Source organism: Nonomuraea cypriaca, assembly GCF_015645445.1.
In the GTDB taxonomy this organism is placed as follows: domain Bacteria; phylum Actinomycetota; class Actinomycetes; order Streptosporangiales; family Streptosporangiaceae; genus Nonomuraea; species Nonomuraea cypriaca.
Map to the genome: position 1 here is coordinate 1 of NZ_JADOGI010000170.1, position 22,954 is coordinate 22,954.

Sequence of the window (22,954 nt, forward strand, 5' to 3'; positions counted from 1 at the left end):
CCGCCCACCTGTCCGACTCCGCCCGCTCGTCCGGCCCTGCCCGTTTGTTCGACTCCGCCCGCTCGCCGGGCTCATCGGGCTGTGCCCGCTCATCCGGCGCATCGGGCTGTGCCCGGCCGTCTGGCGTGCTCGGCTGGTCCGACGCGCCTGACATGCCCAACACGCCCGGCTTATCCGGCTCGCCCGGCTGGTGTGGCTGCTCAGGCTCGCGCGCTGACGGCGGTGGCGGCGGTGTGGTCATTGCGTCGGCTTTATCCCTCAGCGGTACGGATCCGGCGGCCTGCACGTAGCCCATCTACAACGCGTACATCCCATCCACGCATACACCCCATATACGCGCGTATATCCCAGCTACGCATACATCGCCGGATTGAGCCCGGTACAGTACCCCGCCGAAACGATCGACGCGATCGCCCACCCGAGCATCAACCCCAGCCCCAATCCCAGCGACCACGACTTCCTTCGCAGCAGCACCAGCGCCAATCCCCCACCGATACCCAGGATCGCCAGAACCCCTGCTCCGACCCCGATCGCCACCGTCGACGCCAAGCCCAGCACAACTAGCCCGACCATCACATTGACGATGAAGTACCCGAACATCCCGGCGAACGCCAGCCCCACGATCACCCCTGGCTGGCGAGGCGGCTCGGGCGTAGGCGGTGACGGAGTGCTCACGCTGCCAACACTACGGCCCTATATCCCTTCTGCGTAGTAAATCGCCGCTTGCACCCGACTCTTCAGGCCCAGCTTGTTCAACACGCGGCTGACATGCGTCTTGGTCGTGGCCTCCGCCATGTCCAGCTCTCGCGCGATCTCGGCGTTGGACAGCCCGCGCCCGACGCATGCCAGCACTTCCCGCTCCCGCGGTGTCAGGTTGCCCGGATCGCCCGCGGGCTCCCGGCGCGGCGCCTGCTCGGCGAATGCCGCGATCAACCTGCGCGTGACCCCCGGCGAGATGAGCCCATCCCCGCGAGCCACCAGCCGAACCGCCTCGACCAGGGATTCCGCATCGGTGTTCTTCAGCAGGAAGCCGGCGGCACCGGCCCGGAGGGCGCCGAAAACATATTCGTCGACATCGAACGTCGTCAGAATCAGCACATCAGTGACCCCCGCCAACTCCCTGGTGGCGGAAATGCCGTCGAGCCGAGGCATGCGTACGTCCATCAACACCACGTCGGGCCGTGACTCCCTGGCCATCGCCACAGCCTGCTCCCCATCCGCCGCCTCGCCCACGACCTCCAGGTCGTCGGCCCCGCCGAGGATCAACACGATCCCGGCCCGGACCGCCGCGTGATCATCGGCCACCAGCACTCTGATCGTCATCAGGCCACCTCCAACGCCACGCCACAGGCCCTCACGAGCCCTCCTGCTCCGCACGCAGGACAGCGGGACCCGAACCATTGACAGGCGGTTCGGCGGCGGTCGGCAGCGTGGCCAGCACCCGCCACCCGCCGTCGCCCCGATCCCCCCAAGGCCCGGCCTCGAAAGAGCCCCCGACCAGCGAGGCCCGCTCCCGCATCCCGATCAGCCCGGCCCCCGCCCCCGGCAACCGCGCCCCACGCGCACTCACCGCGTTCTCGACATTCACCACAACCCTCCGGCCCTGGTACGAAATCCGCACCCTGACCGGCGAATCCCCATGCTTGAGCGCATTGGTCAGCGCCTCCTGCAGAATCCGATACCCGGCCAGGTCAACAGACGTCGGAACCTCACGGGCGACCCCCTCCACCCGCAGGTCAATGTCCAGCCCGGCCTGCTCGACCCGGCCCGCCAAGGTCTCCGCATCCGCGAGCCGCGGCCGGGTGGCCTCCGCCTCGTCCCCCTCCTGCCGCAACAGCCCGATCATCGCCCGCATCTCGGCGAGTCCCTTCACACTGTTCTCCCGTACGGACTCCATGACCGTCCTGACCGTCACCGGATCAAGATCCTTACGAGTGAGCGCGGCGGTCGATTGGATGGCGATGGCGCTGAAGTGGTTGGCGATCAGGTCATGGAGGTCGCGTGCCATCCGCGTACGTTCGGCTGTGATCGCCGCCTGCCGGTCGAGCTCGGCGAGATGAGCCACCTGCTCCGCGCGAACCCGCTCGGCAGCGGCCCGATCCCGCTGCTCCCGCACCACCAGCGCGCTCAAGACGGGCGTGACCAGCACCAGCCCGACCTGCACCCCGATGACGGCCGGCACCAACCAGTTCGCCTGGACGAACCCGGCCGCCGCCCCAACCGCCACCGCCAGCCCGGCGGTGATGCCGAGCAGCCAGCGGGCCAGCCGCGCCGGCCCATAGAGCGACGCGGCGTAGAGATTGTCGGTGAAGACCAGAACGGTCCCCAGTGACGGCCCCACGGCCACGTCCACGGCGATCCCGGCCACCCCGAGCCCCAGCGAAGCCCTCGGCGCCCGCCGCCGCACCAGCACCCCCGCACAGGTGATCGCCAACGGCACCCCGAGCACCCACACGGGCACGCCCCGACGGACGTAGGCGCTGCCCGCGATCAGCACCACGCCCATCGCGAAGGCCAGCCCAGCCCCCAGCACCGTCCGCTTCATGCCCCCTATCCCACCACCCTCCGCGCACGTTTCCCTCCCGCGAGGGTCCGCCTGTGGATACACCCTTCGATGTATCCACAGGCTCGTTTCCGCTGACGATGTGCCGGCCCGCATCGTCCGGAAAACTGAAACACGTGATCCTCGCCATCCTCATCGGCTGCGAAATCGGCTTCTGGGTACTTCTGGGCCTCGGCCTGGCCTGCCGCTACCTCTGGCACCGCCACAGGCTCAGCACCGTCCTCCTGCTCTCCGTCCCTCTCCTGGACGTGATCCTCCTGACGGCCGCGGTGGTGGACATGCGAGGCGGCGCCACGGCCGACGTCAGACACGGCCTGGCAGCGGCGTACCTGGCCTATTCGATCGTGTTCGGCCACCGTACGATCCGCTGGGCGGACGCCTGGTTCCACCACCGCTTCGCCTCCGGCCCACCCCCGCAGAAGCCGCCGTCCGCCGGCATGGCCCGAGCCCGCATCGAATGGGCCTTCTGGCTGCGGATAGTCCTGGCATACGCCCTGATGTTCGCCTTCGTCCTGGTCCTGACCTGGATCGTCAACGACCCGACACGCACCCAGCCCCTGATCGACTTCGCGTCCGGCCTCCTCAAGATCCCCGTGATCGCCGTCCTCTGGCCCCTCAGCTACACCTTCTGGCCCAGCAAGCCCGAGCCGACCGACACGTGATTGCGGTATCCGGTTCGAGGCACTCGGCAGAACCCGCTATGCTTACTAACGCACGAGCGGCCGTAGCTCAATGGATAGAGCATCTGACTACGGATTAAATCCCGTAAAGCAGCGTACGGCAAGCCCTTTCACCAGGTGACGCGCAAGCAGCGTACGGGCCGAATCAGAACGCCAAACCCCGATCAAGGAAACCGCAGGTCGGGCACCTACTCCTCGTCTTCCGGCTCCGGTCCGACGAAGGATCCCAGGCGCACCCGCGTATAGATGAGCCCCTGTTCGCGCAAATGGGCGAAAGCCTTCCGCACCGTGTTCGGCGCCACCCCGAACTCTTGGGAAACACCGTTTTGGGAAAGCATATGGCCGGGCCTGTATTCGCCGCTCTTAATGCGTTTCCGGATTTCGTTAGAAACCTGACGCCACACCACAATGTCTTTCCGCCATTGCGGTTCGCCATTCCGGAATTCGACCATGAGAGAGAGCGTAGATGATCATGCTCATGCTCTCTCCAGCCGCTATAAGCGCGCTACAGCATGCATAAGCACGCATAAGGAAGGGCACAAAGCTGGGTGCGTGGTCGGTGCGGCGCCACCCGCGCCGGCCACGCCTACCCGCCGTCGTCCTGCCCGGCCTGTCGGTCGACGACGAACGTGCCCTTCTTAGGCAGCGTCTTCAACCAGCCCTCCTCGCGCAACTCCCGCACCGCGCGCCGGGTCGAGCCGATGCTGACACCGAGCTCGTCCGCGAGCCGCCGCTCCGCCGGGATCGGCATGCCCGGCCGGTACTCGCCCGCCTCGATACGGCGTTTGATCTCGTCCGCCACCTGCTGCCAGACGTAATCGTCCGACCGAATCTCCATGAGTGCACGCTACTGACCTGCACTTATACAGGTTTCAGCGGGTTGCAACATGTTGCAACATGATGCAGGCATGGCAGCATGTAGCAGGAAGGTGCAGACTGTGGATGGACATAGGTCGGGCCCGGCCAGCGCGGTGAACGCTGGAATCCGGGCCCTTGATCGCACCTGGAGATGCGACCCATGGCACACACTAGCCTCCCCCGAATCGCCGAATGCACCGTCATACCGGGCACGGACGGGCGGTTCCACGTCGTGCACAACGCCGGCGGAACCGCGACCACCGACACCTACATGGGCGCCGTCGTCGAGGGCATGCGGCTCCGCATGCTGGCCTTCTACGTCCGGCTTCCCGCCGTCACCTACGTTCACGACCTGACGCCGGGATATCTCGTTCTGGAGCACGCGGGCGCGTTCGCGGCGACGTGGCTGGGAGGCCTGTCCGGTAGCGAGGTGAACCAGCTCCGGGGATCCGCAGAGGAGGCCGGGGCCGACGTCGACGTGCTGTTCTCCGACCGGCTCATGCGCGACGCCAACGGCGAACTGCTGTGGACGTTCACACTCACCAGCTCCTCGCGGGCGAAGATCGCGGCGGCGTGCGAGGCGTGGGCCGACATGGCCGCCTGGGCGTTGAAGGGGGAGCCGCGGCCGTGAGCAGCTTCTGGAAGCGCCCCGATCCGCTGCCGCCCGGCGCGCCGCCGCCGCCCCTCGCGCCCGGCCTGGTCCGGTGCAGGTACTGCCGGCATGGCATCCGGCAGGAGGGCGGCGGCGGGGCCTGGACGACTCCGACCGGCGAACCGCCCGCGACCGGCGCGACGCTGCCGCTCGAGTGCCCGGGTCGGCCCGTGGAGGGCTGGCCGGGGACGTTCGGCCGTCACGAGCCGGCCACATAGCCGCCCGGTTGCTGCGTCGAGGCGGGCCTGCGACGACGCCTCCGCGGTGGCCGGGTTCCGCCGGGCCGTGCGACCCGTCCTGGTCCGGCGTGGGGGTCCCCGCCGCCTGCTTGGCGGGGACCCCCAGTCAACAAGTCCACAAACGAAGAAGGCCCGGCCAGCGCGCCAACGCTGACCGGGTTCTTCCAGCTCAAGACCCCAACCACTCCTTGGAGTCCTCGCCAATGCAGAACGTATACGACTACGTGGGCCCTGTCCCGTGGTACGCCCCATGGGCAACAGGAATCGCCGCCCTGGTCCTCGTCGCCGCGGGCATCTACCTCCGCCGGCTTCTGAAGCGGCGCCCCCTCGAAGACGTCCTCACCATCGTGGCCGCCTCCATCGCCACCGGCGTGTCCGCCCAGGGCATGTGGCGGTTCTCCGGCGACGTGCTCGGCCTCGACGGGCCGCTCCGCCTGCTGCTATTCGCGTTCATCGAAGTCGCCATCATCACCAGCGCGGTGCGTGCCCGCCGCAACATGCGGGAGAACTACGCCGCCGGCATCGACGGCATCGCCGTGTGGGCGCTCACCGTCCTCACCGCGGTCCTGTCCAGCATGGACGCGCACAGCCTGCCAGAGGCCGTGTTCCGGCTCGCCGCGCCGCTGGTGGCCGCATGGCTGTGGGAGCGCGGCATGGCCATCGAACGCCACCGCATCCGCGGCACCGGCCGCATCAACTGGCGGCTCACCCCCGAACGCGTCTTGGTACGGCTCGGCCTGGCGGAGGCAACCGATCGTACGGCCGGGGAGGTGGACGCGCACCGGCGCATCACCCGCGTCGCGCTGGCCGCGAAGCGCGTACACCAGCTGCAGGAGGCGGGCGCCTCGGCGCGGAAGATGCGCGCCGCGGTGGCCAAGCGCGACCGGATGCTCGACCAGGCCGTGGCGCACACCGGGCTCGCCCGCGACGAGACGATGCAGGCGGCGCTACTCGACATGGTGACCACGCTCGGCGGCGGAGACAGCCTCACGCAGCTGCTCGACACCGCCGACGCGCCGTGGCAGCACCTGGACCACCCCGCCATTGCCCGGCCGGAACTGCCCGCTGTAGAGCCCTGTACGGCGCCCGTACGGCAGCGCCTGATCCTCCGTACGCGGCCCCGTACGGAGGAGGCGCAGCCGGCGCGGCTGGCGAAGGTGATCGAGTTCCGGCCCGCCCCGCGTATGGAGCCCGTACGGGTCGTGCGGACCGTACGGCGCGTGCATACGTTCCGGCCCGGCGCCCATACGCGGCCCGTACAGCCGCCCGTATCACCTGCTCCGGGGCCTGCCGACCGCGAGGCGTTCGTGCAGGAGCTGCGGGAGGAGATCCTGGCTGCCGCGTCCCGCGGTGACCGGTGGGGGCCGGACTATGAGGCGCTGATCGGCCGCGCCCGCCGGTCCCGGTCGTGGGTGGAGAAGCGCGTACGGGAAGCCCGTACGGCCGTGTTCCGTGCGGACGCACGTACGGAGGTGGCGGCGTGACCGACGTTTTCGAGCGCCCACAGACCCCGCCCGATTTCTGGCGTAAGCCGTCCCGTACCCGGCGCATTGTGCATGTGCTCCGTACGGGCAAGTACGGGCGGCGTACGGTCCGATTCACGTACCGGGCGGGGCTCGCGCCGGTGGCCGGGACCAGCCTGCTGGCCCGCACCGTGTGGCGGTGGATCCGGGCCGACGACTACGCCGGCACCGACGACATGGTGTTCCGCGAGTCGGTGCGCACCCGGCGGCGGCGCAGCGCGTGGATGGCCGGCCTCGGCTACCTCGGCGGGACGGTGGCGGCGACCGCGTGGTGGGACACGTCGGCGCCGTGGCTGGCGGTGGCCGCGCTCGCCGCGGTCGGCACGGCGGCCGAGGTGCGCAAGCGGATCGCGGACCGTCCGCTGCCGTTCAAGCTGCCCGGCCGGAAGGGCGGCACCCCGCAGGAGAACCAGGTGGTGCGGGCGGCGATCGACGCCAAGCTCGGCCGCGCCGAAGGGATGCGGCTCGCCACGCCGGTGCTCACCGAGGACGGCGGCTGGTCGACGGTGCTGCAGCTGCCGCCCGGCCAGCGCGCCCGCCACGCGCTCGGCAAGGAGGCCGACTTCGCGTCCGCGCTCGGGGTGGGCGAATCGCAGGTGGTGTTCGAGCTCCTCCCGGAGCACGCAGGCCGCCTGGCCGTCTTCGTGGCCAAGTCGGATCCGTTCCTGAAGGTGTACGCGTCGCCGCTGCTCGGCCGTACGGAGCCGCTCGACTTCTGGCGGGGTGTCCCGGCCGGGGTGAACGGCCGCGGACAGGCTGAGCGGCTCCGCCTGGTCGACGCCTCCTTGCTCGTCGCGGGGGAGCCGCGGGCCGGGAAGTCCGCGGCGGTGAACGGGATCATCGGGACGGCCGCCCTCGCGGTCACGCCGCGCATCCATCTGTTCGACGGGAAGGGCGCCGGGGATCATCGGCCGTGGCGGAAGGTGGCGCACACCGCGGTGAAGCGGAACGCGCCCGCCCTGCTCGCCCACCTGCAGAAGATGCAGGCGCAGATGGAGGCTGTGTTCGACATGCTCGACGACGCCGGCGGCTCCACCAAGCTCACCCCCGAACTCTGCAGGCGGTTCGGGGTGGACGTGGAGCTCACCGTGGTCGACGAGACCAGGTATTACGTCACCTCCCCGCAGGGGGAGGAGATCGTGGCCGCGATGGTGGACATCGCGTCCAGGGGTCCGGCCGCCGGGGTGCTGCTCGTGCTCGCCACGCAGCGGATGACGACCGACGCGATCCCGGGCCCGCTCAAGGGCGTGTGTTCGCTGCGGTGGGCGATGCGCTGCCCCGACACGACCGCGTCGAACGCGGTGCTCGGCCAGGGCGCGGCCGGCGCCGGATACAACGCGTCCGACATCCCGCGCTCTCACCGCGGCGTCGGCATCCTCGACGCGGACGGGAGTGACCCGGTCAAAATCCGGTCGTACTTCCTCGACGACGCCGGGACCGACCTGGCCGACGTGGCCGCGGTCGCGTACGAGCTGCGCCGCGCCGCCGGAACGCTGCCGCCCGAAGTCCAGGCGGTGGCGGAGGATCCTCTCGAGCAAATCCTGGCCGCGATGGGGGAGGCGGACCGGATGCACACCGCCGACCTCGTCGAAGCGCTCGGGCCGGGCTGGTCGGCTGCCCGGGTCGCGCAGGCGCTCCGCCCGCACGGGGTCGTGCCGGGTGACGTGAAGATCGGCGGCGTCAACCGCAACGGCTACCGCCGCCAGGACCTCGAAGCCGGCTGCGCGGCCGCCTGAGCCGGGGTCTACCCGGGCTCTACCCGCCGGGCCGGGTCTACCCCGCCTCTACCGCCTGCGACCTGGGAGGTAGGGGCGGTAGACCCGGCCCGGCACCCCCCAATTTCCGCCCTTCACCCGGCCTTCGGAGGCCGGAAGGGAGCACAGCGTGGAGTTGATCCTCGCCGCCGTCACCGCGCTGGTGATCTACTACATGTGGGATCGCCGCCGTCACCCGAAGAAGGTGTGCGGCCGGTGCGGCGGCACGGGCCAGAAGACGTCCAGCTGGAACGGGCGCGCGTTCGGCGTGTGCCGGCGCTGCCGCGGCAAGGGAGAGGTCCGCCGGTAGCGCGGCGGCGCCCGGCCGCTTCCCCACGTCCGGGCGCCACACCGCCCAGGCTATCCACGCCGGGCACAACGAAGACCGGCCCCCGCCTCCTCCGTGATGGAGGAGACGGGGGCCGGTTCGTGTTCGTGTTACAGGCCGCGCAGATCGCGGTCGGAGTGGACGCCCGGATGCGAGCTCTCCGCGTACGTCGGCACCCGGGTGGAGCCGAGCAGGACGCCGACGATGGGCCACCGGCGCTGCAGCGTGGACACGACCACCTGGTAGGCGACGGTGGCGGACGCGCCGACGCTGGTGCCGACGGCGAGCACGTCGTCCGGCGCGACGTGGAGGCCTTTGACTCCGAGCCAGGCGGCCAGGCCGCCGACTGCGGCGGGGACCGCGGTGCGGACCCAGGACAGGATCAGGTTGTGCACGGGCTTCTCCCTTCAGGAGATGCGGGAGCCCCCGGCCGGCGGCGCGGGGGCGGGGGCGTACGTCAGCGGACGTAGTAGCCGTTGTCGAAGTCGTAGACCAGCTTCGTCACCTGGTCGCCGCCGGCCTTCTCCACGTAGACGGTGTCGCCGCCGTTGTTGAGCCAGTGGCCGTTGTAGCCGCGCTTGAAGTCCATGTAGTAGACCTGCGTGCTGTTGGGGTCGGTCTTGTTGACCCCGGCGGCGCTGGAGACGACCACCGTGCCGCCAGCCTTCACCACGGTCCCGGCCGGGAAGGTGTAGGCGTTGGTGTGGTCGCCGTCGGCGTTGGCGTAGGTGTCGTGCACCTTCCACCCGGAGATGTCGAGCGGCTCGGACAGGTCGCTGCTGGCCTTCAGGTAGATGGCCTCCTGCCACCTGTTCGCCGCGGTGTCGGCGCCGACCGCGTTGTAGTTGACGCGGGTCACCGACAGGTCGGGCCCGGCGGTGGCCGATGCGGCGCTGGCGGCGAGGGTGAGGGCGAACACAGCCGCGACGGCCGCGAGGATCTTCTTGAACACGGGAGCTCCAAGGGGCTCGGGGACATGGGAACTTGGGGAACATCCCGGCACGCCCAACGCGGCCGGGAAACAGCGGGGTGGTGCTGGTCTAGGTGAGGGCGGCCTTCCAGGCGCCGTCACCGAAGACGCCGTCGTCGGCCAGCTTGTGCGCGGTCTTGAACGCGTTGACCTTCGCCTTCAGGTCGGCCAGGTCGTCGGCGTCGTGGCCGTACTCGGTGGAGTGGAGGTTGGCCGGCTCGTAGCCGCGCGCGAACAGCACGCACCGCATCGTCTTCACGTGCCGGTGCTCGTCGCCCGGTCGCAGGGTGGGCAGATCCTTCACGAGATCCTCCGTCCAGCTGGTGCTCGCGTGCGGGCTCGTCGTCTCGGGTCGGGGCGCGCCGCGCCGAACCCAGGCGGTGAGCGGCCCGCCCGGACACTCGGTGGCGTAGCCGTCCCGGTGGCATCTGATTTCCTTGCCGGCGTCGCCGTGGACGCGCAGGTGCTCGATCGCGTCGACGATGGCGTGCAGCAGCTGGTCGTTCGGCTCGGTGAAGCCTGTGCTGCCGAGCAGGGCCAGCACCGCGTAGTGGCCGGTGTTCAACCCGGCGCCGTTCGCGGCGGGCAGCATGTGCGGGCCCCGCCCGACGAACACCTTGCCGTGCGGGCAGGCCACCATGTTGTAGCCGATGTCCGAGTACGCGGTTTCGCGGCCGCCCGCCATGTGCATCCGCTGCACCGACCGCACGAGGCCGACACAGCGCGTGTGGTCGTCGACGATCGCCGGGTTGACGTGCCCGCCCGTGTAGTGAACCTTCACGCCCCTGGTGGCGGTGAGGCGGGTGAGCGGCTGCGACGGCACCTTGGCGCCCCAGCTCGCGCGAGTGACGATCTCAGCCACGGTCAGGTTCCCTTCTGCATGAACGCGAGCACGGCCAGCACCACGGACACGACGGAGACGAGCGCGGCCAGGGACGGGAGAGGCCACCGACCGCGCTCCAGGTTGCGGATGCGGGCCTCGTGGTCGGTCATGTCCTTGGCGATTTCCCCGTGCGCCTGGGCGACCTGGGCGACCTCGCCGCGGATGCCGTCCACCTTCCGGTCGGTGGCCAGGAGCTGGTCGTAGATCTCCCGGGCTCCGATGGTGACGGGGCCGAGCGGGTCGAGCTGGGACACAGGCCCTCCAATCAGGGATTGGTGTGGTGGATAAAGGTGTGGGCCGCCCGCGCTCCCTTTGGGCGCGCATCCTTGCCCGCGCGGACGGCCGCGAACAGGGGGTCAGACGAAGATGTCGCCGTTGACCAGGGCGTTCCGGATAGAGATCGCGTACAGGCGAATCGATTGCAGGTCGTCCGTGACCCGCTCCCCATACGTCTCGTTGTAGGTGGACGGCCAATCGGCTGGCGTGGTCAGGCCGTCCAAGCCGCCCGGGTCGGACGCGGTCGGCGGCGGCGGGATCGGTATGCCGGGCTTGAACCGGGCCGCGGTCTCCAGCTTCTGCAACCTGCGCTCGATGTCGCGGAGGATGCGTTCCAGGTTGGCGCCGTACTGGTCCGTCATGTCAGGGCACCTCCACTGATTCGAGCGTCAAGGTGGCCTCTTCACGGCCGCGGCCACGGCCTGACGGCCGCACCCTGATTTCGAGGATCCGCTCGCTGATGTCGAGGCCGGCGCCGCCGTCCTCCGCCTCGTGCCACACGTCGGTGATCAGCAGGCGCGCCCGATCCCCGAGGCTGTTCATGGTCAGCGTCGACCGCTTCGACAGGATGACGGTCACGGTGCGAACCCAGAGCGCGCCGCCGCCGATCTCGGCGTAGTACTCGGCCAGCCCGTTCAGCTCGTCCTCGTCGGTGGACTGGTTCGGGTGGTCGACGATGTGGTCGGTGCGGGCCCAGCCTGCGGCGCGGTGCGGGGTCACCACGGGGTCGGAGTAGACGGTGAATCCGTCCTCTTCCGCATTCGGCTGGAGGGTGCCGCCGCGCGCCCGCCAGTCCGTCCCGCCCCGCAGCGCGTCGATGTCGACGCCGTATTCGGCCACGTCGCCACCATGCGTGCTGGTGGAGAACACGTGGGCGACACCGGTATCGAACTTCGGGCTGGCCCACCGCCATGTGGAGACGACGCCGGTTTCGTCGACGGTCTCGGCAAGGAAGTACTCGAACCCGTTCTCAGATCGGCTGTATTCCTGGACGGCGCGGCCGTAGGAGGTGTTGTCTTCGGGTCGCACCAGGAAGGGCCGGAACACCCCGCTGGATCCGCCCTGGAATTGGATGCCGGGGATGTCGGCGCCGGGCTTGTCCAAGGCGAAGGAGAGGAACGTCCGGGCGGCGCTGATCTGCTCGTCATCGGATCCGTCCAAGGTTTCGTTGACGTTCAGCGAAAACCAGTAGGCGTCGAGCGTGCTGCCGCGCAGCTCGATCGAGATCTTGCCGTCTCGGCCCCGGTTCAGGCGTGCGCCGGTCAGCCAGTACCGGCCGCGCAGCTCCCCGTCACGCCAGATGCGGATCTCGACCCGGCCCGGGCCGGTGGTGAGATCGGATTTCACTTTGGGGATGACGCGGCGGACCGCGGCCGCCACCCGCCGGTTGGGGATCGGCAGCGACCCGGAAAACGGGCCGGGCTCGCGCAACTTTTTGCCGTATTCGACGTCGCGCGGGTAGATGTCGTCGATGTAGGTGCCGGTGAGCAGATCGTGAGCCGTGTACCGGTAGAGGGCTCTGCCTTTGACTGCGAACGCCGGCAGAGGCGGCGGGGGCGGCACGTAGTCGCCAGGGGAGACGATGACGGTCCACGCCTGCCAGCCGCCGAGAAACTCCGATGGGTCGGCGTTGATGCGCCGCACCGGCAGGCCGGTGCTGGACAGGCTGGTGCGGGCGGCGATGATGGCGGACCTGCCCGCCCCCTCCTCCCCGCCTTGGTCCTCCTCCCGGTAGCCGAAAGGGAAGAACTCGATCGTGGTGAAATGGTCGACGAGGGCGTACCGGATTTCGGTGCCGCCGGCGACGCCCGGCTCAGCGGACGGGCAGGGGATACCGGTTCCGGGCGGAACGCCGCCGGCGTTGGATTCGATCACGATCTCGGTCAGTGTGGCGCCGCGCAGGTGCGCCAGCCCAACCAGGCCGCTGTCACCCTCGCCCAGCTCGACCGCATAGGAGGTCGGATTGGCTACGCCGGCGACCTGGGCGTACATGCGGGTGGAGAATTGGCTGGTGTTCTCGGCCAGCGCGACCCACGGTGCGCCGCCCGAGATGGTGATGTCGTCCACGTCGCCGGTCGAGGACACCAGCGCCAGAAGGATGTCTCCGGGCTGCACGCCGTCCGGGGCGTCGACCTGGTCGATGTCCCCGATGGGGGTGACCGTGACGGATCGTGGTTGGGCGGTGCCCGCCATGCCTCCCCCTCCCGAGCTCAGCTGACGGCGTGCCGCCAGAATGTCTCCATGCCTGCCGTGCCACCCGAGGTGGTCGTGTAGAGCAGCCGGTTCGCGTCGGGATCGAACACGAAATCCTGCACGGAGGTTGATCCCTCAACCAGGTCGTTAAGGTGATTCACATCGCCGATCGCGACGGTGCCCTCCTTCACGTCGATCACCAGGGTTTCGCCGGCGCCGATCGTGGTGGAGAAGGCGATCACCCGATCGGTGGTGAAGTTTTCGACCTGGACGCCCGTGGCCGGGCCAGGAAAACGCAACTCGCCCGGGGTGGCGTCGTTGCCGGCGTTGAGAATGGCCGTCTCGACGTCCTTGACGATCGTCAGCGACGACCGTACGGGGTCGTAGCGGCGCGGATCACTGGCGATCCACTGCAGAGCACCGGACATCAGGCCCAGCCGGGCCTGGCGGTTGATCGGCCCGGGCAGGCGTTCGGAGAGGTGAGCCCTGACCAGCCACGGCTGGACATCGTCGAAGTCCCAGACGACCAGCCAGCCCTCATCCTCCGTCTGGGCTGGGCCGGTCGCCATGACCAGGTCGTGCACGATCTGCCCCACCTGGCCGCGCGGGGCTTTGAGCAGCGTCGACCAGTTGATCGCGCGTTCGGCCATGTACGGCTGGCCCGGATACGAGCCTGAGCTGTCGGACCGTTCGACGTTGCCGGAAATGAACGGCGCGCTGTCCGTCCAGCCTTGCAGTTCCTGCCAGCTGTACGGGGTGAGCGAGCCGAGGAGGAAGCCGTTCCACTCGATCTGTCCCGGCCTGGTGATGGCGTCGCCCGGCAGGACCGGCACGGTCACGCTGGGCCCTGGCACGTCGGCCAGGACCTGGACGGGTGCGAGGGTGACGTGCGCGTCGGCCGTCACGGTCGGCGCGTACAGCTGGGCGACCGCCTCGACCATGTTGAGGGTGGCGTTGGTGCTGATGCTGACCGCCGGGTCAGGCACGTCGGCCGCCGCGTCGACGGTGGCCGGGGTGACGAGTTCGGTGTCCTCGGTCGTCACCGCCGGGGCAGGAACATCGGCAGTCGCCGCCACCGTGGCCGGATGAGCTTCACTGCCGGCCGACACGCCCACGTCGGGTACGTCCGTCATGGCGTCGACGGCGCCGACGGTCGGGTCGGCGCCGATTGCAACCTCGGGGTCGGGGACGGCGGCCGCGGCGGCAACCGTGTCGGGGGTGACGGTCGCATCCGTGCCGCCCGCGGCCACCGTGACCGTGAAGCCCATGCGCTGCTGACCCGGGATCGCGCCGGACGCCGTCCAGGCCGCGTTCGACGTGGCAGCGCCTGAGGTCAGCGCCCTATAGCCGACAGCCGCGAACGTGTACGTGTTGGACTGCACGTCTCCGCCGGGCGGTTCGGTGAAACCGGCAGCAGGCGCGAAGGTTCTGGCGTTCGCGTTGCCGGTCGCCGCCGCGATCCGGATCTCCAGATCGTCCGTGCCGTCCGGTGTGGTTCCCGGCGTGGTGACGTTGACGTCGGCGCCCGCCGCGGACGACGACGCCGTGGTAGGGAGTGCGCCGCCCTGGACGGCGATAAGGTGCGCCACCCCATCAGCGCTGTCAGCGTGCGTCAGGCTGAAGGTGGGCGGTTCGCTGCCCGTCGCCTCCTTCACCCACAGTTTGCCCCGGAACACACTGCCACCGGCCGCATTCACCGCGAGCAGCTGCGTCCACCCGGACGGGGTGGGAATGTCCGCAAGCGTGCCCACGTCGGCGAACTGGGCGAGCACCAAGATGTCGCCCTCGGCCACACCGTCGGGAAGGTCGATCGTGTAGGTGGCCGAGTCGGAGGTGGCGGAGGTGTTGTCCCGGAACGACGGAGCCACTGCTGCCCCCCTTCTACGAAGCACGGCCGCCCTGGGAGGCGGCGGCCGTCAGCGGTTCAAGCCGGGGCTACGGGGTGAGGTCGAAGGTGACCAGGCCGTTGCTGTGCGGAGTGACGAGCAGGGTTCCGTCCGAGGTGTTGACGGGCGAGATGGTGACCCCGAACATCAGCGGATCGCCGGCGACGGCGGCGGCGTACACGTCGATGTGAGCCACGCCGCTCAACGTGCTGCCTTCCCATTGGACCGCGGCCGAGGAGAACTTCATCAGCCCGGATCCCGGCCTGGTGAACGCCGTGGTCGCGAGGAGTTCGCCGCCCGCGTCGTAGCCTGTGCCCACGATTTCGTTCGTCGAGCTGTAGGCGGTGTCGCCGTTGTAGTTGGCCGCGGACGCCCGGGTCGCGTTGTAGAGGGCGGCCTGGTGGTCCTCGGCGTCCCACGCGAGCGCGAGCCCGGTCGCGTCGAGGATGTCTTCCATCGTCGGCAGGTACACGCCAGAAGCCATGTCAGCGCCCTCCGTCCGTGCTTGCGCGACGCGCCCGCGGCGCCACGGTGATCGTGGGGGCGGTCACGTCCGCGCTCCCGGCCGGCAGGTCAGGCGGCACCGGATCGCCCACCACCAGGCCGCCCAGCTCTTCCAGCTGGCGTCGCAGCGGTATCGCGAGCGCGGTCAGCTGCTGCAGCTCGGCCTTGGCCGCGGCCAGTGCCCGCTCGACCTCGGCCCGCGCGGCGGGATCCTCCTTGGCGTCGTTCTTGCCGTGCTTGACCAGCATCGGTCTGGCGAGAATTCCCTCCAGCTTGGGGATCGTCCTGGTCTGCAGCTTGACGATCTCCGCCTCCCTGCGCAGCCAGGTGCGGGTCTCCTCCAGCCGGGAAGCCGCCGCCTGCTTGGCCGCCTTCGCCTCGCGGATCGCGGCCCGGTCGCCGCCCTCCAAGGCCGCCCAATAGGTTTCCTTGCCCGCGTACAGCGCCTCCTCAAGCGGCGTGCACGCGTCCTCCAGGGCGCGCACCGCCGCCCTGGCGCGCTGGCCGTGGCGGACGATTCGTTTCGCCATCTACGTGTACTCCTTGCTGATCGTGACGCCGGTCCACGGGGAGACCTTGAAGTGGGGCAACACGACGATTGCGTCTTGCCCTGACCAGCGCATCCGCACCCGGTTGCCGAGCTGGTCTTTGATGACCTTGATCCAATGCCCGGTCTCGGTGTCGCGGTACTCCTGCACCACCGGCTTGACCTGATGTGACCAGCCGCGCGGCCTGGCCTGCACGGACTTGAGTTTCCGCAGGTCGGCTGCGGTGTAACCTTGCACGCTCATCCACATCTCCTCACGCCAGGCCCTGAGCCAGGATGTTGAACCCGACCTTGCTGCCGATCTTGTCGATGTCGGGCTCCTCCCGCACGACGCTGTTGGACATGTCGACGTTGACGGTGACCCCGCTCGCCCCGTACTGGGTTCCGCCCGACGTGCCGCCACCGCCTCGGCCGGACAGCGACATGCCGCCCCGCGTCGTGAAGCCTTCCGGGCCGTCCAATCCGTAGTGGCCTTCGACCAGTCCGCCGGGCGGCCTGGTCAGAAGGCTGCCTTTGCTCTTCGGCGACCCGGCCGGGCCTTTACCGTCGCTCCCGCCTTTGGTCTTCGGCGACCCGGCGCCGCCCCTGGCCAGCTCCGCTGTGGCCGCGACGACCGCGCCCAGCTCCTCGACCGCCACCATCAGATCGTGGGTCGACGCCGTGGTCTCGTCCGCCATCATGATCACGGCGTCGGACACGGTGGCTCCCATGTCGCCGACGGTCGCCCCGATCTCCGCCGACCCGGCCGTCCACCCGTCGACCAGGGATTCGCCCACCTTGCCGACGTCTCCGATCGCGGACGTGAGTGAGCCGCTGTCGCCGAGCGTGTCTACCAGCGCAGTCCTGGCCGAGCCGAGCTCGTCGCCGAGCTGCGTGGACGCGCCACTGATGCTTTGGCTCACCTGGGAGACGCGCTCGGCAGCCTTGCCGTTGTACACCTCCAGCCCGAAATCCTCGGCAACCTGCGACAGCAGGTCGATCGCGCGCGACCGGTAGCGGGAGTCGTACGGGATGAAAGCCTCATCGTCGCTGCCCTCGCCGTACAGGATGGTGGGCCCGGTGGCGACGTGCGGGCCCGGCGAAGTGCGCCCGCCCGCGGCGAACGCCCGGACGCCGCCGGACGCGTACCGTTCGATGTCGCCGGCCGCGTTCGCGTTGGCGTCACGCAGCGCCTGCCGCGACAGTTCGTCCTGGTATTCGGTTTTCACGAAGATCGAGACGGTTTTGTCCTTGACCGACGCGAGCGCCTCTTTCGCCCGGGCGACAGCGTCCTTTAGCTGGTCGATTTCCGCGTTGAGCTTGGACCGGCGCTCCTTGGTCAGCTCGGGGTCTTTCAGCTCCTTGCGGGCGTCGGCCAGGCGCGACTGCAGCGTGCCGATCTCGGTGGTGATCGCGGACTTGTATTCGGCGATCAGCTTCGGGTCGCCGAGCTCCAGGACCGCCTTACCTTTCGCCTCCAGCAGCCGCTCCACTTCGGCGCTGAGCTCTGCGCGCCGCTCCTTGGTCAGGTTCGGGTCGTCCAGCGCGGTGAGCGCCTTGTCGATGTCCTGCTGGAGTTGGAAGATGTCGGCCTTGAGCCGCACAGCGCGGGACGCCTCATCGGCCGTCTTCTTGAACTCGTCAAGCTTGCGGATACCGGCGTCCGCGCCTTCGACGATCTTCGCGCCCAGGTCTTCCATGCCGGGAACGTTGGACAGGGCCTCGCCGATGGTGCGGACCACGTTGAGGACCCCGGTGCCGACGTCGGAGATCACGCGGGTCGCGCCGGCCATGTGTTCGCCGATGGTCGCCGCCGACGTCATGACGGCCAGGCCCATTTTGCCGAAGAAGCCGATGACCTTGCTGAGGCCGTCGACCGCGAGCGGGATCACGGCCAGCAGGCCGTCCAAGACGGCGCCGATCACGGTCTTGTTTTCGCTCACAACCCGGCCCAGCTCATCAAGCTCTTCGCCGAGATCCGACAGGAAGCCTTCGATGTCGATTTCGCCCAGGACGTCGCCGAAGCCGCCCATCAGCGACGGGATCGAGTCTCCAAGATCTTTTAGTCCGGCGCTGGCATCCCGGATGAAATCTTCCAGCGGCAGCCGTGCCCGCTCGAATCCCTCCTCCAGGGAGGGGCCGATGTCGTCAGCCAGGCCGCGCGCCTGCACCCGCACCTCGTCCAGCACGGACCGCAGGGGTTCGCTCGCCTCCTGCATCGCCAGCTGCAGATCCCGGCCCAGCTCCCCGAACTGTGCCTGCAGCTCCTTGGCCTGCTTGTTCGCGGCCTCGACCCGCTTCTTCTCGACCGCGGACCACTGCTTGTCGATCTCCTGCACATGGAACAGGCTCGTCAAGCCCAGAGTGACCAGCTTGGTGCCGATGCCGGCGACGATCGCGCCGCCCATGGCGGCGCCGATCGCGGGCCCCGCGGTCACGGCCACGCCGCCCAGCGCGGCGAGCAGCGCCGGATTGGCGCTGGCACGGACAGCCGAACCGAGCGCCTCGCCGAACCCCTTCCCCATCAGTGAGCCGCTGCTCTCGGCGCCCTCCGCGAGCCCGTCGAACAGCGTCTTGCCCTGGGCGACGAACCGGCCGCGCGCGTCCCGTAGGCGGCCGTCTGCGCCGCGCACGAAACGATCGCCCGCCCGCTGCCCGGACTGCTCGGCTGCCGTCTCCAGCTCGGCCAGGGCGGCGAGCGCGGCCGTGATGTCGGCGTCGATGTCCGCATCCAGCTCGCCATAGCGCAGCACCTCGCGCGCCTCATCAATGAACGAGGTGCCGGCGTCGCGTCCGGCCCGGCCCGCCACGGCGTCGACGCCGTCGAGCGCGGAATCGAGACTCTGCGTGAACGCGGTCCCGCTGGCCTGCCCCGACTTGCCGGCTTCGCGCGCGACGTCGCCGAGGGTGCTTTGCACGTCGTGCAGCATCCGGTCGAAGCCGGACGCCACCGTCTTCTCCATCCGCCCGGTCGAGGCGGTTGCGGACCCGGTCACGGCTTTCAGGCCGCGCTCGATGTGGGATAGGCCGCTGTCGAAGCTCTTGTTGTCGACGCTGGCGTAAGCGACCAGCTCGCCCACCGTCAAGTCGGCCACGAGAGACCACCGCCTCTCGCGTTAGAGGGTGCCGATGTAGGAGCGGGCCCGCTCGCCGGTCAGCTCCACGGGCTGGTTAGCGGTGACCAGCCGGAACACCGATTGCTGGGATAGGCCGTCGAGGAGGTTGCCGAATTCGCGGCGGGTCAGCTGCCTGATCGCTTTCGGCGTGAGCTGGTATTCGCGGCGGAAGTCGGCTTCGATCGCCCACCAGAACTTTCGGATTCGGCGTTCTCCTGGTCCGAGGTTTCCGTCTTCCTTGCCGCTTTTCCCAGCTCACGCGCCCGAACCAGGTCGTACGCCTGCCGGAAAGTCATGGTGTCGCCGCGGCCGTTGGCCAACCCCCAGGCGAGCACGGTCCGGAACTCGCGCTCGCCCATCCCGTTCGCGATCCACGCGTCGAGCACCTGCGCGCCGAACAGGTCGCCGATCAGCTGCTCGAACGCTGCCTGGTCGCTGCTGCCGCGCAGCTGGTCGGCGCGGATCTCGAACATGAGCGGAAGGTCGTGCGGCACCGCGACCTTGACGCCGCGGATGGTCTTGGTGGGCGGGCCTTCGCGTTCGGCCTGTTCGGCGCGCATCTGCTCGGCCCAGAAGTCGTCCCACGACTGCTGCTCGTTCTCGTCGGGCTCGGCGGGCTGGTCGAGCGGCTCGGGGCTCGACATTAGACCACCGCCTCCGTGGTGGTCAGGCCGCTCTTGGTGATCGTCGCGGCCCACGCGCTGGGGTCGTTGGTGCCGCCGCCGCGCTCGCCGAGCGAGAACGTCGCGGTCCAGATCCGCCACTCGGTGTCCATCGGGTGGCGGAAGCGGATCCGGCCGTGCGACGCGGCGGCCAACGCGTCCTCGCCGGCGAGGGCTTCGACGCGGGCCCGGCCCGGCTGGAGTGCTCCGGTGGTGTCGTCCTTCAGTTCTTGGCCGGCGAGCGCGAGCGACGCGCCCCGCTGCATGATCCACTGCTCGTAAGCGCCCTGCGAATCGAAGTCGGTGAGGTCGGCGGATTCCTCGTTCGAGGCCGGGTTGACGGTCACGCTGGCGAGGTTCTCGACTCGAACGAACGTGTCGTCGGTCGAGGTTTCGACTTCGAGGATGATGTCCCTGGCCGGGATTTTCACCTGCATTACGGGTTCTCCCTGTGTGATGCGGTCCGCGACACCGAGGCGCGGAAGTTGACGGTGTACTCGTCGCGGCCGTTGGCGTCCTGGCCGATGTAGACGGGGCCGGCGTTCAGGCCGACCATGAGCGACAGCCACGTCCCGCCCGGCAGCGTGATTCCTTCGAGCCCGTTGAGCGCGTCGTAGATCAGCTCGGCGTCACGCTCGGCCACCCGCACGTCGGCGGCCGGGCCGCGGCACCGGAACTGCAGCCGGACCTGGTCGTAGTTGTCGGCCAGGAGGGATTCCGAGCCGCCGTAGCGGGCCACCGCCATGCACCGGTCCGGGGCTGCCGGCATCTTCGTCGAGTAGACGGGGCCCAGGTCGAGGTCGAGGCCGCCCAGGTAGGCGATGACTTCCTCCAGGAGGGTCACGGAATTCCACCCCCCGCCGTCGATTCGACGATCTTGAATTAGGTATTCGGGCCGGACGAAACACCGAATGCGCGCGAAACGCCACTATTCGAGCGGCGGGCGCGTTTACCGTGGCGTCGTCACACACCTGGAGGAACGATGCAGAAGAGCACTACGCGTGCGCTGTTAGCCGTGGCGGTCGGCGGCCTGGTGGTGTTGGGCGGCTGCACCGCCGTCGTCCTCAACCTGGGCGACGGCGCGCGGGTGGCCGCCGTCGCATCGTCGCCGGCCGCCGCAACGCTGCCGGACCTGCGAGGCAAGAGCCTCGAACACGCGCGCGTCAAAGCGGAGGCGGGCGGCTGGGATCTGGAGTCGGACAGTCTTGCCGGCGGCGACACCTGCCCCGACTCGGACGCCTGTTTCGTCTACCGGGTGAAGCCGGGCGTAGGCGAACTCGTGCAGCCGGGCGGCAAGGTCGAGGTGCGGTACGTGACGAAGTCGGAGCGCGCCTGGTATCGGAAGCACACGCGGATGCCGAAGGTGGTGGGCTGGACCGAGGAGCGCGCCAGGAAGTCGTTCGCGCCGGTCGCGGGCGCGGTGACATCCGAGTCGGAGGAGAGCGCCGGGGTGCCAACCGGTCAGGTGATCGGCCAGTCGCCGAAAGCCGGGAAACCGTTGAAGGTGGGCCAGGCCGTCAAGCTGACGGTGAGCAGGGGCCCCTCCGACACTGGCGCTGGGGATCCTGACGTGGACGTCGACAACCACGACGGCGAGTCCAAATTCTGTTCCCGCCGGAAGTGGTGTTAGCCGCGAAGGCTGCGACGGACCTGGGCTGCGAACAGCTCGCCCATGACGGCGGCCTCGGTCATCAGGGGCTCTTCCAGGTACTTCGCCTGGCGCCCCTCGTCGTGCTGGTATTCGAGCCGTTCATGCTGCGGAATGGCGTATGGCGTGTCGTAGGAGACGGCGCCCCGCATCTCGGCGTCGTCCCAAGAAGCCACACCGGAGCGTTCAAGAGTGCCCTCCTCATGCGGCACCTTGGTACGCGACACCTGGAGTAGATGCTCGACTGCGAGGCGACCGCCTCGGTTGGCTCCGGCACGTTCAGCGGCTCGGATCTTGCCGACGTTGAGCTTGAGTGTGGCTCTCTGCGCCATCCCTGCCATCCCCTCTCACTGGAGTGCGACCTCAAGATGGTCGGGTGTGGGCAGGCCGCCGCCGTCCCGGCGGAGCGCGGCCAGGACCAGCGCGGCACGCCCGTTGACGGTCACCCGCGACCCGACCGGACTCACCGTGTCGAGGGGCATGTAGAGCACGCCCCGGGCCACGATCTCCGCGCCCTCGGCGTTGAGGATCTTCTGCAGCCGGTCATCCACGAAGCAGGCCACGGTGGTCTGCTCACCGTACTCGGGGCCGTACGGGCCGTCCCCCTCGAACGGCTCGATGTGGACGGTGTGGCGGAGCAGCCAGGCCGGGATGCTACCCATCGGCCGCCTCGCACGTCTGGAAGGTGCGCGGCTCGTGCCCGGTGAGCCCTGCCTGCTCCAACACCATCCGCGCTTGTGGTGCGAGGCGGGCGGCGGCCGAGCCTCCACCACCCGCCCCGGTCTGTGCCCGCCCCAGGTTGACGGAGCCGATGCCCACCTGCCCGTACTGGGCGGCGGCGCCGGTGCCGTCCTCGGTCCCGGACGCGACCCATGCGGCCACCTGCTCGCAGGTGGCTTCCCGCAGGGCGGTGATGTGTGCCGGCTCGGTGGGCAGCCCGGCGTCGTCGACCGGGTAGACGGCCGAGAGGAGCGCCTGGTCGACGGCGCGGGAGGCGCGGGTGAGCATCAGGGCGGCGTTGGTGGGGCCGGTGGCCATGTAGTCAGGTACGAGGTCGTCGACGGTCGCGTACGGCATCGCTGCCTCCCCTCTTGAAGGATGGTTCCTGGCCGTCCCGCCGCTGCGGGCTGGCGAGTGCCCCGCCCAGCACCGGAGGCCATCCGGCTTGAAAGGCGCAACGGGCGTGATAACCCCGCTGGTCGCGTACGGGACAGCCAGGAACTGGGCGCGGGCGGGCGCGCACCCTCACAGTCCCACCCGCCCGCACGAACATGGGTCAGGCGTCGAGGACGGCGACCGTAACCGCGGCGGGCGTTGTGCCAGCCCAGTCGATCCACACCGACCCGTCGGCCTGCCGGTATGACGGGTCGAACGGGCCGTACACCGCGTATCCGCCAGCCGCGATGCTGTTGCCTTCGAGGTCGTCGACGGGCAGCTCGGACCGGCCGACCGTGGACGGGTTCACGAACGTGGGCGTGATCGCGGCTTCGTCTCCGTTGAGGACGAACACCAGCCGGTGCGCTGCCCACGGGAAGCTGTTGCCGTCGGTGAGCTCCGCGGCGACGTCGACGGCGGCAGGGTTGATGCCGGCCTCGGTCAGCGCGGTGACCGCGACAGGGGTGCGCGCCATGGGTTACTCCTTGGCCTTGGTGGTGCGCCTCTTCGGGCGCGCGGGTGCGGGGGTGGCGGGGGC

Annotated in this window: 30 protein-coding genes; 7 read left to right on the forward strand and 23 right to left on the reverse strand. The window is 69.6% G+C overall.

What is annotated here, in order from left to right; translation table 11 throughout:
* Positions 1-351 precede the first annotated feature (351 nt).
* From ITP53_RS39275 to ITP53_RS39285, 3 genes are all read right to left on the reverse strand, one after another.
* Positions 352-621 (reverse strand): hypothetical protein, encoded by a 270-nt coding sequence (locus ITP53_RS39275; RefSeq protein ID WP_195900544.1) that lies wholly within the window; start codon positions 619-621, stop codon positions 352-354.
* A 72-nt stretch (positions 622-693) separates the two neighbouring features.
* Positions 694-1,323, reverse strand: a complete 630-nt coding sequence (locus tag ITP53_RS39280) for a response regulator (RefSeq protein ID WP_195900545.1) — start codon at positions 1,321-1,323, stop codon at positions 694-696.
* A 31-nt stretch (positions 1,324-1,354) separates the two neighbouring features.
* A complete protein-coding gene (locus ITP53_RS39285; RefSeq protein ID WP_236051639.1) occupies positions 1,355-2,545 on the reverse strand; it encodes a sensor histidine kinase in 1,191 nt (396 codons plus the stop codon).
* A 134-nt stretch (positions 2,546-2,679) separates the two neighbouring features.
* Between ITP53_RS39285 and ITP53_RS39290 the strand changes: the two genes are divergently transcribed.
* Positions 2,680-3,225, forward strand: coding sequence for a hypothetical protein (locus ITP53_RS39290; RefSeq protein WP_328817217.1), 546 nt, complete (start codon positions 2,680-2,682; stop codon positions 3,223-3,225).
* 206 nt (positions 3,226-3,431) lie between these two features.
* Here the strand turns inward: ITP53_RS39290 and ITP53_RS39295 are convergent, their stop codons facing one another.
* Positions 3,432-3,695, reverse strand: coding sequence for a GntR family transcriptional regulator (locus ITP53_RS39295; RefSeq protein WP_195900547.1), 264 nt, complete (start codon positions 3,693-3,695; stop codon positions 3,432-3,434).
* Between the two features lie 134 nt (positions 3,696-3,829).
* Positions 3,830-4,081: a winged helix-turn-helix domain-containing protein gene (locus ITP53_RS39300; protein ID WP_195900548.1), complete on the reverse strand. Its 252-nt coding sequence runs from the start codon at positions 4,079-4,081 to the stop codon at positions 3,830-3,832.
* 180 nt (positions 4,082-4,261) lie between these two features.
* Here ITP53_RS39300 and ITP53_RS39305 point away from each other — a divergent pair, with 180 nt between their 5' ends.
* The 5 genes from ITP53_RS39305 to ITP53_RS39325 all read left to right on the forward strand — a co-directional run bounded on the left by ITP53_RS39305 (position 4,262) and on the right by ITP53_RS39325 (position 8,579).
* On the forward strand, positions 4,262-4,732 hold the full coding sequence (locus ITP53_RS39305; protein WP_195900549.1) for a hypothetical protein: 471 nt from the start codon (positions 4,262-4,264) through the stop codon (positions 4,730-4,732).
* Complete coding sequence (locus ITP53_RS39310; RefSeq protein ID WP_195900550.1) at positions 4,729-4,971, forward strand: hypothetical protein; 243 nt, start codon at positions 4,729-4,731, stop codon at positions 4,969-4,971. Before ITP53_RS39305 ends, ITP53_RS39310 begins: the two co-directional genes overlap by 4 nt.
* A 224-nt stretch (positions 4,972-5,195) precedes the next feature.
* Positions 5,196-6,476, forward strand: coding sequence for a hypothetical protein (locus ITP53_RS58350; protein WP_236051640.1), 1,281 nt, complete (start codon positions 5,196-5,198; stop codon positions 6,474-6,476).
* Positions 6,473-8,251 carry a hypothetical protein gene (locus tag ITP53_RS39320; RefSeq protein WP_195900551.1) on the forward strand — a complete coding sequence of 593 codons (1,779 nt, stop codon included), beginning with the start codon at positions 6,473-6,475 and terminating at the stop codon, positions 8,249-8,251. The genes ITP53_RS58350 and ITP53_RS39320 overlap by 4 nt, the downstream gene beginning before the upstream one ends.
* A gap of 148 nt (positions 8,252-8,399) precedes the next feature.
* Positions 8,400-8,579, forward strand: a complete 180-nt coding sequence (locus tag ITP53_RS39325; RefSeq protein WP_195900552.1) for a hypothetical protein — start codon at positions 8,400-8,402, stop codon at positions 8,577-8,579.
* Positions 8,580-8,707: 128 nt separating this feature from the next.
* On the opposite strand, the gene ITP53_RS39330 is transcribed toward ITP53_RS39325, so the two are convergent.
* From ITP53_RS39330 to ITP53_RS39395, 14 genes are all read right to left on the reverse strand, one after another.
* On the reverse strand, positions 8,708-8,992 hold the full coding sequence (locus tag ITP53_RS39330) for a hypothetical protein (protein WP_195900553.1): 285 nt from the start codon (positions 8,990-8,992) through the stop codon (positions 8,708-8,710).
* A 62-nt stretch (positions 8,993-9,054) separates the two neighbouring features.
* On the reverse strand, positions 9,055-9,549 hold the full coding sequence (locus tag ITP53_RS39335) for a lamin tail domain-containing protein (protein ID WP_195900554.1): 495 nt from the start codon (positions 9,547-9,549) through the stop codon (positions 9,055-9,057).
* An 88-nt stretch (positions 9,550-9,637) separates the two neighbouring features.
* The gene (locus ITP53_RS39340) at positions 9,638-10,429 is read right to left on the reverse strand and encodes a peptidoglycan recognition protein family protein (protein ID WP_195900555.1); all 792 of its coding nucleotides are present in this window, start codon (positions 10,427-10,429) and stop codon (positions 9,638-9,640) included.
* Positions 10,430-10,431: 2 nt separating this feature from the next.
* The gene (locus tag ITP53_RS39345) at positions 10,432-10,704 is read right to left on the reverse strand and encodes a hypothetical protein (RefSeq protein WP_207757059.1); all 273 of its coding nucleotides are present in this window, start codon (positions 10,702-10,704) and stop codon (positions 10,432-10,434) included.
* 102 nt (positions 10,705-10,806) lie between these two features.
* On the reverse strand, positions 10,807-11,088 hold the full coding sequence (locus ITP53_RS39350) for a hypothetical protein (RefSeq protein WP_195900556.1): 282 nt from the start codon (positions 11,086-11,088) through the stop codon (positions 10,807-10,809).
* A gap of 1 nt (position 11,089) precedes the next feature.
* Positions 11,090-12,919 carry a hypothetical protein gene (locus ITP53_RS39355; protein WP_195900557.1) on the reverse strand — a complete coding sequence of 610 codons (1,830 nt, stop codon included), beginning with the start codon at positions 12,917-12,919 and terminating at the stop codon, positions 11,090-11,092.
* A gap of 17 nt (positions 12,920-12,936) precedes the next feature.
* Positions 12,937-14,787 (reverse strand): phage distal tail protein, encoded by a 1,851-nt coding sequence (locus ITP53_RS39360; protein WP_195900558.1) that lies wholly within the window; start codon positions 14,785-14,787, stop codon positions 12,937-12,939.
* Between the two features lie 67 nt (positions 14,788-14,854).
* A complete protein-coding gene (locus ITP53_RS39365) occupies positions 14,855-15,289 on the reverse strand; it encodes a hypothetical protein (protein ID WP_195900559.1) in 435 nt (144 codons plus the stop codon).
* Position 15,290: 1 nt separating this feature from the next.
* The gene (locus ITP53_RS39370; protein ID WP_195900560.1) at positions 15,291-15,839 is read right to left on the reverse strand and encodes a hypothetical protein; all 549 of its coding nucleotides are present in this window, start codon (positions 15,837-15,839) and stop codon (positions 15,291-15,293) included.
* Positions 15,840-16,100 (reverse strand): hypothetical protein, encoded by a 261-nt coding sequence (locus ITP53_RS39375; protein WP_195900561.1) that lies wholly within the window; start codon positions 16,098-16,100, stop codon positions 15,840-15,842.
* 10 nt (positions 16,101-16,110) lie between these two features.
* Complete coding sequence (locus ITP53_RS39380; RefSeq protein ID WP_195900562.1) at positions 16,111-18,930, reverse strand: hypothetical protein; 2,820 nt, start codon at positions 18,928-18,930, stop codon at positions 16,111-16,113.
* A 146-nt stretch (positions 18,931-19,076) separates the two neighbouring features.
* Complete coding sequence (locus ITP53_RS39385; RefSeq protein ID WP_195900563.1) at positions 19,077-19,595, reverse strand: hypothetical protein; 519 nt, start codon at positions 19,593-19,595, stop codon at positions 19,077-19,079.
* On the reverse strand, positions 19,595-20,050 hold the full coding sequence (locus tag ITP53_RS39390) for a phage tail tube protein (RefSeq protein WP_195900564.1): 456 nt from the start codon (positions 20,048-20,050) through the stop codon (positions 19,595-19,597). Before ITP53_RS39390 ends, ITP53_RS39385 begins: the two co-directional genes overlap by 1 nt.
* Positions 20,050-20,457, reverse strand: coding sequence for a minor capsid protein (locus tag ITP53_RS39395; RefSeq protein ID WP_195900565.1), 408 nt, complete (start codon positions 20,455-20,457; stop codon positions 20,050-20,052). Before ITP53_RS39395 ends, ITP53_RS39390 begins: the two co-directional genes overlap by 1 nt.
* 171 nt (positions 20,458-20,628) lie before the next feature.
* Between ITP53_RS39395 and ITP53_RS60660 the strand changes: the two genes are divergently transcribed.
* Entirely contained in the window at positions 20,629-21,243 is a 615-nt protein-coding gene (locus tag ITP53_RS60660) for a PASTA domain-containing protein (RefSeq protein ID WP_195900566.1), read from the forward strand.
* Here the strand turns inward: ITP53_RS60660 and ITP53_RS39405 are convergent.
* The 4 genes from ITP53_RS39405 to ITP53_RS39420 all read right to left on the reverse strand — a co-directional run bounded on the left by ITP53_RS39405 (position 21,240) and on the right by ITP53_RS39420 (position 22,891).
* The gene (locus ITP53_RS39405; protein WP_195900567.1) at positions 21,240-21,593 is read right to left on the reverse strand and encodes a hypothetical protein; all 354 of its coding nucleotides are present in this window, start codon (positions 21,591-21,593) and stop codon (positions 21,240-21,242) included. The genes ITP53_RS60660 and ITP53_RS39405 overlap by 4 nt on opposite strands.
* A 15-nt stretch (positions 21,594-21,608) precedes the next feature.
* Positions 21,609-21,923, reverse strand: coding sequence for a hypothetical protein (locus tag ITP53_RS39410; protein ID WP_195900568.1), 315 nt, complete (start codon positions 21,921-21,923; stop codon positions 21,609-21,611).
* Positions 21,916-22,338: a hypothetical protein gene (locus ITP53_RS39415; protein WP_195900569.1), complete on the reverse strand. Its 423-nt coding sequence runs from the start codon at positions 22,336-22,338 to the stop codon at positions 21,916-21,918. Before ITP53_RS39415 ends, ITP53_RS39410 begins: the two co-directional genes overlap by 8 nt.
* A gap of 199 nt (positions 22,339-22,537) precedes the next feature.
* Entirely contained in the window at positions 22,538-22,891 is a 354-nt protein-coding gene (locus ITP53_RS39420; RefSeq protein ID WP_195900570.1) for a hypothetical protein, read from the reverse strand.
* Between the last annotated feature and the right edge of the window lie 63 nt (positions 22,892-22,954).

What these genes read in the sequence shown, in the direction of transcription:
- ITP53_RS39280 (WP_195900545.1), bottom strand. Translation starts at nt 1,323, where the DNA reads ATGACGATCAGAGTGCTGGTGGCCGATGATCACGCGGCGGTCCGGGCC.
- ITP53_RS39285 (WP_236051639.1), bottom strand. Translation starts at nt 2,545, where the DNA reads ATGAAGCGGACGGTGCTGGGGGCTGGGCTGGCCTTCGCGATGGGCGTG.
- ITP53_RS39295 (WP_195900547.1), bottom strand. Translation starts at nt 3,695, where the DNA reads ATGGTCGAATTCCGGAATGGCGAACCGCAATGGCGGAAAGACATTGTG.
- ITP53_RS39300 (WP_195900548.1), bottom strand. Translation starts at nt 4,081, where the DNA reads ATGGAGATTCGGTCGGACGATTACGTCTGGCAGCAGGTGGCGGACGAG.
- ITP53_RS39305 (WP_195900549.1), top strand. Translation starts at nt 4,262, where the DNA reads ATGGCACACACTAGCCTCCCCCGAATCGCCGAATGCACCGTCATACCG.
- ITP53_RS58350 (WP_236051640.1), top strand. Translation starts at nt 5,196, where the DNA reads ATGCAGAACGTATACGACTACGTGGGCCCTGTCCCGTGGTACGCCCCA.
- ITP53_RS39350 (WP_195900556.1), bottom strand. Translation starts at nt 11,088, where the DNA reads ATGACGGACCAGTACGGCGCCAACCTGGAACGCATCCTCCGCGACATC.
- ITP53_RS39355 (WP_195900557.1), bottom strand. Translation starts at nt 12,919, where the DNA reads ATGGCGGGCACCGCCCAACCACGATCCGTCACGGTCACCCCCATCGGG.
- ITP53_RS39365 (WP_195900559.1), bottom strand. Translation starts at nt 15,289, where the DNA reads ATGGCTTCTGGCGTGTACCTGCCGACGATGGAAGACATCCTCGACGCG.
- ITP53_RS39370 (WP_195900560.1), bottom strand. Translation starts at nt 15,839, where the DNA reads ATGGCGAAACGAATCGTCCGCCACGGCCAGCGCGCCAGGGCGGCGGTG.
- ITP53_RS39375 (WP_195900561.1), bottom strand. Translation starts at nt 16,100, where the DNA reads ATGAGCGTGCAAGGTTACACCGCAGCCGACCTGCGGAAACTCAAGTCC.
- ITP53_RS39385 (WP_195900563.1), bottom strand. Translation starts at nt 19,595, where the DNA reads ATGTCGAGCCCCGAGCCGCTCGACCAGCCCGCCGAGCCCGACGAGAAC.
- ITP53_RS39390 (WP_195900564.1), bottom strand. Translation starts at nt 20,050, where the DNA reads ATGCAGGTGAAAATCCCGGCCAGGGACATCATCCTCGAAGTCGAAACC.
- ITP53_RS39405 (WP_195900567.1), bottom strand. Translation starts at nt 21,593, where the DNA reads ATGGCGCAGAGAGCCACACTCAAGCTCAACGTCGGCAAGATCCGAGCC.
- ITP53_RS39410 (WP_195900568.1), bottom strand. Translation starts at nt 21,923, where the DNA reads ATGGGTAGCATCCCGGCCTGGCTGCTCCGCCACACCGTCCACATCGAG.
- ITP53_RS39415 (WP_195900569.1), bottom strand. Translation starts at nt 22,338, where the DNA reads ATGCCGTACGCGACCGTCGACGACCTCGTACCTGACTACATGGCCACC.
- ITP53_RS39420 (WP_195900570.1), bottom strand. Translation starts at nt 22,891, where the DNA reads ATGGCGCGCACCCCTGTCGCGGTCACCGCGCTGACCGAGGCCGGCATC.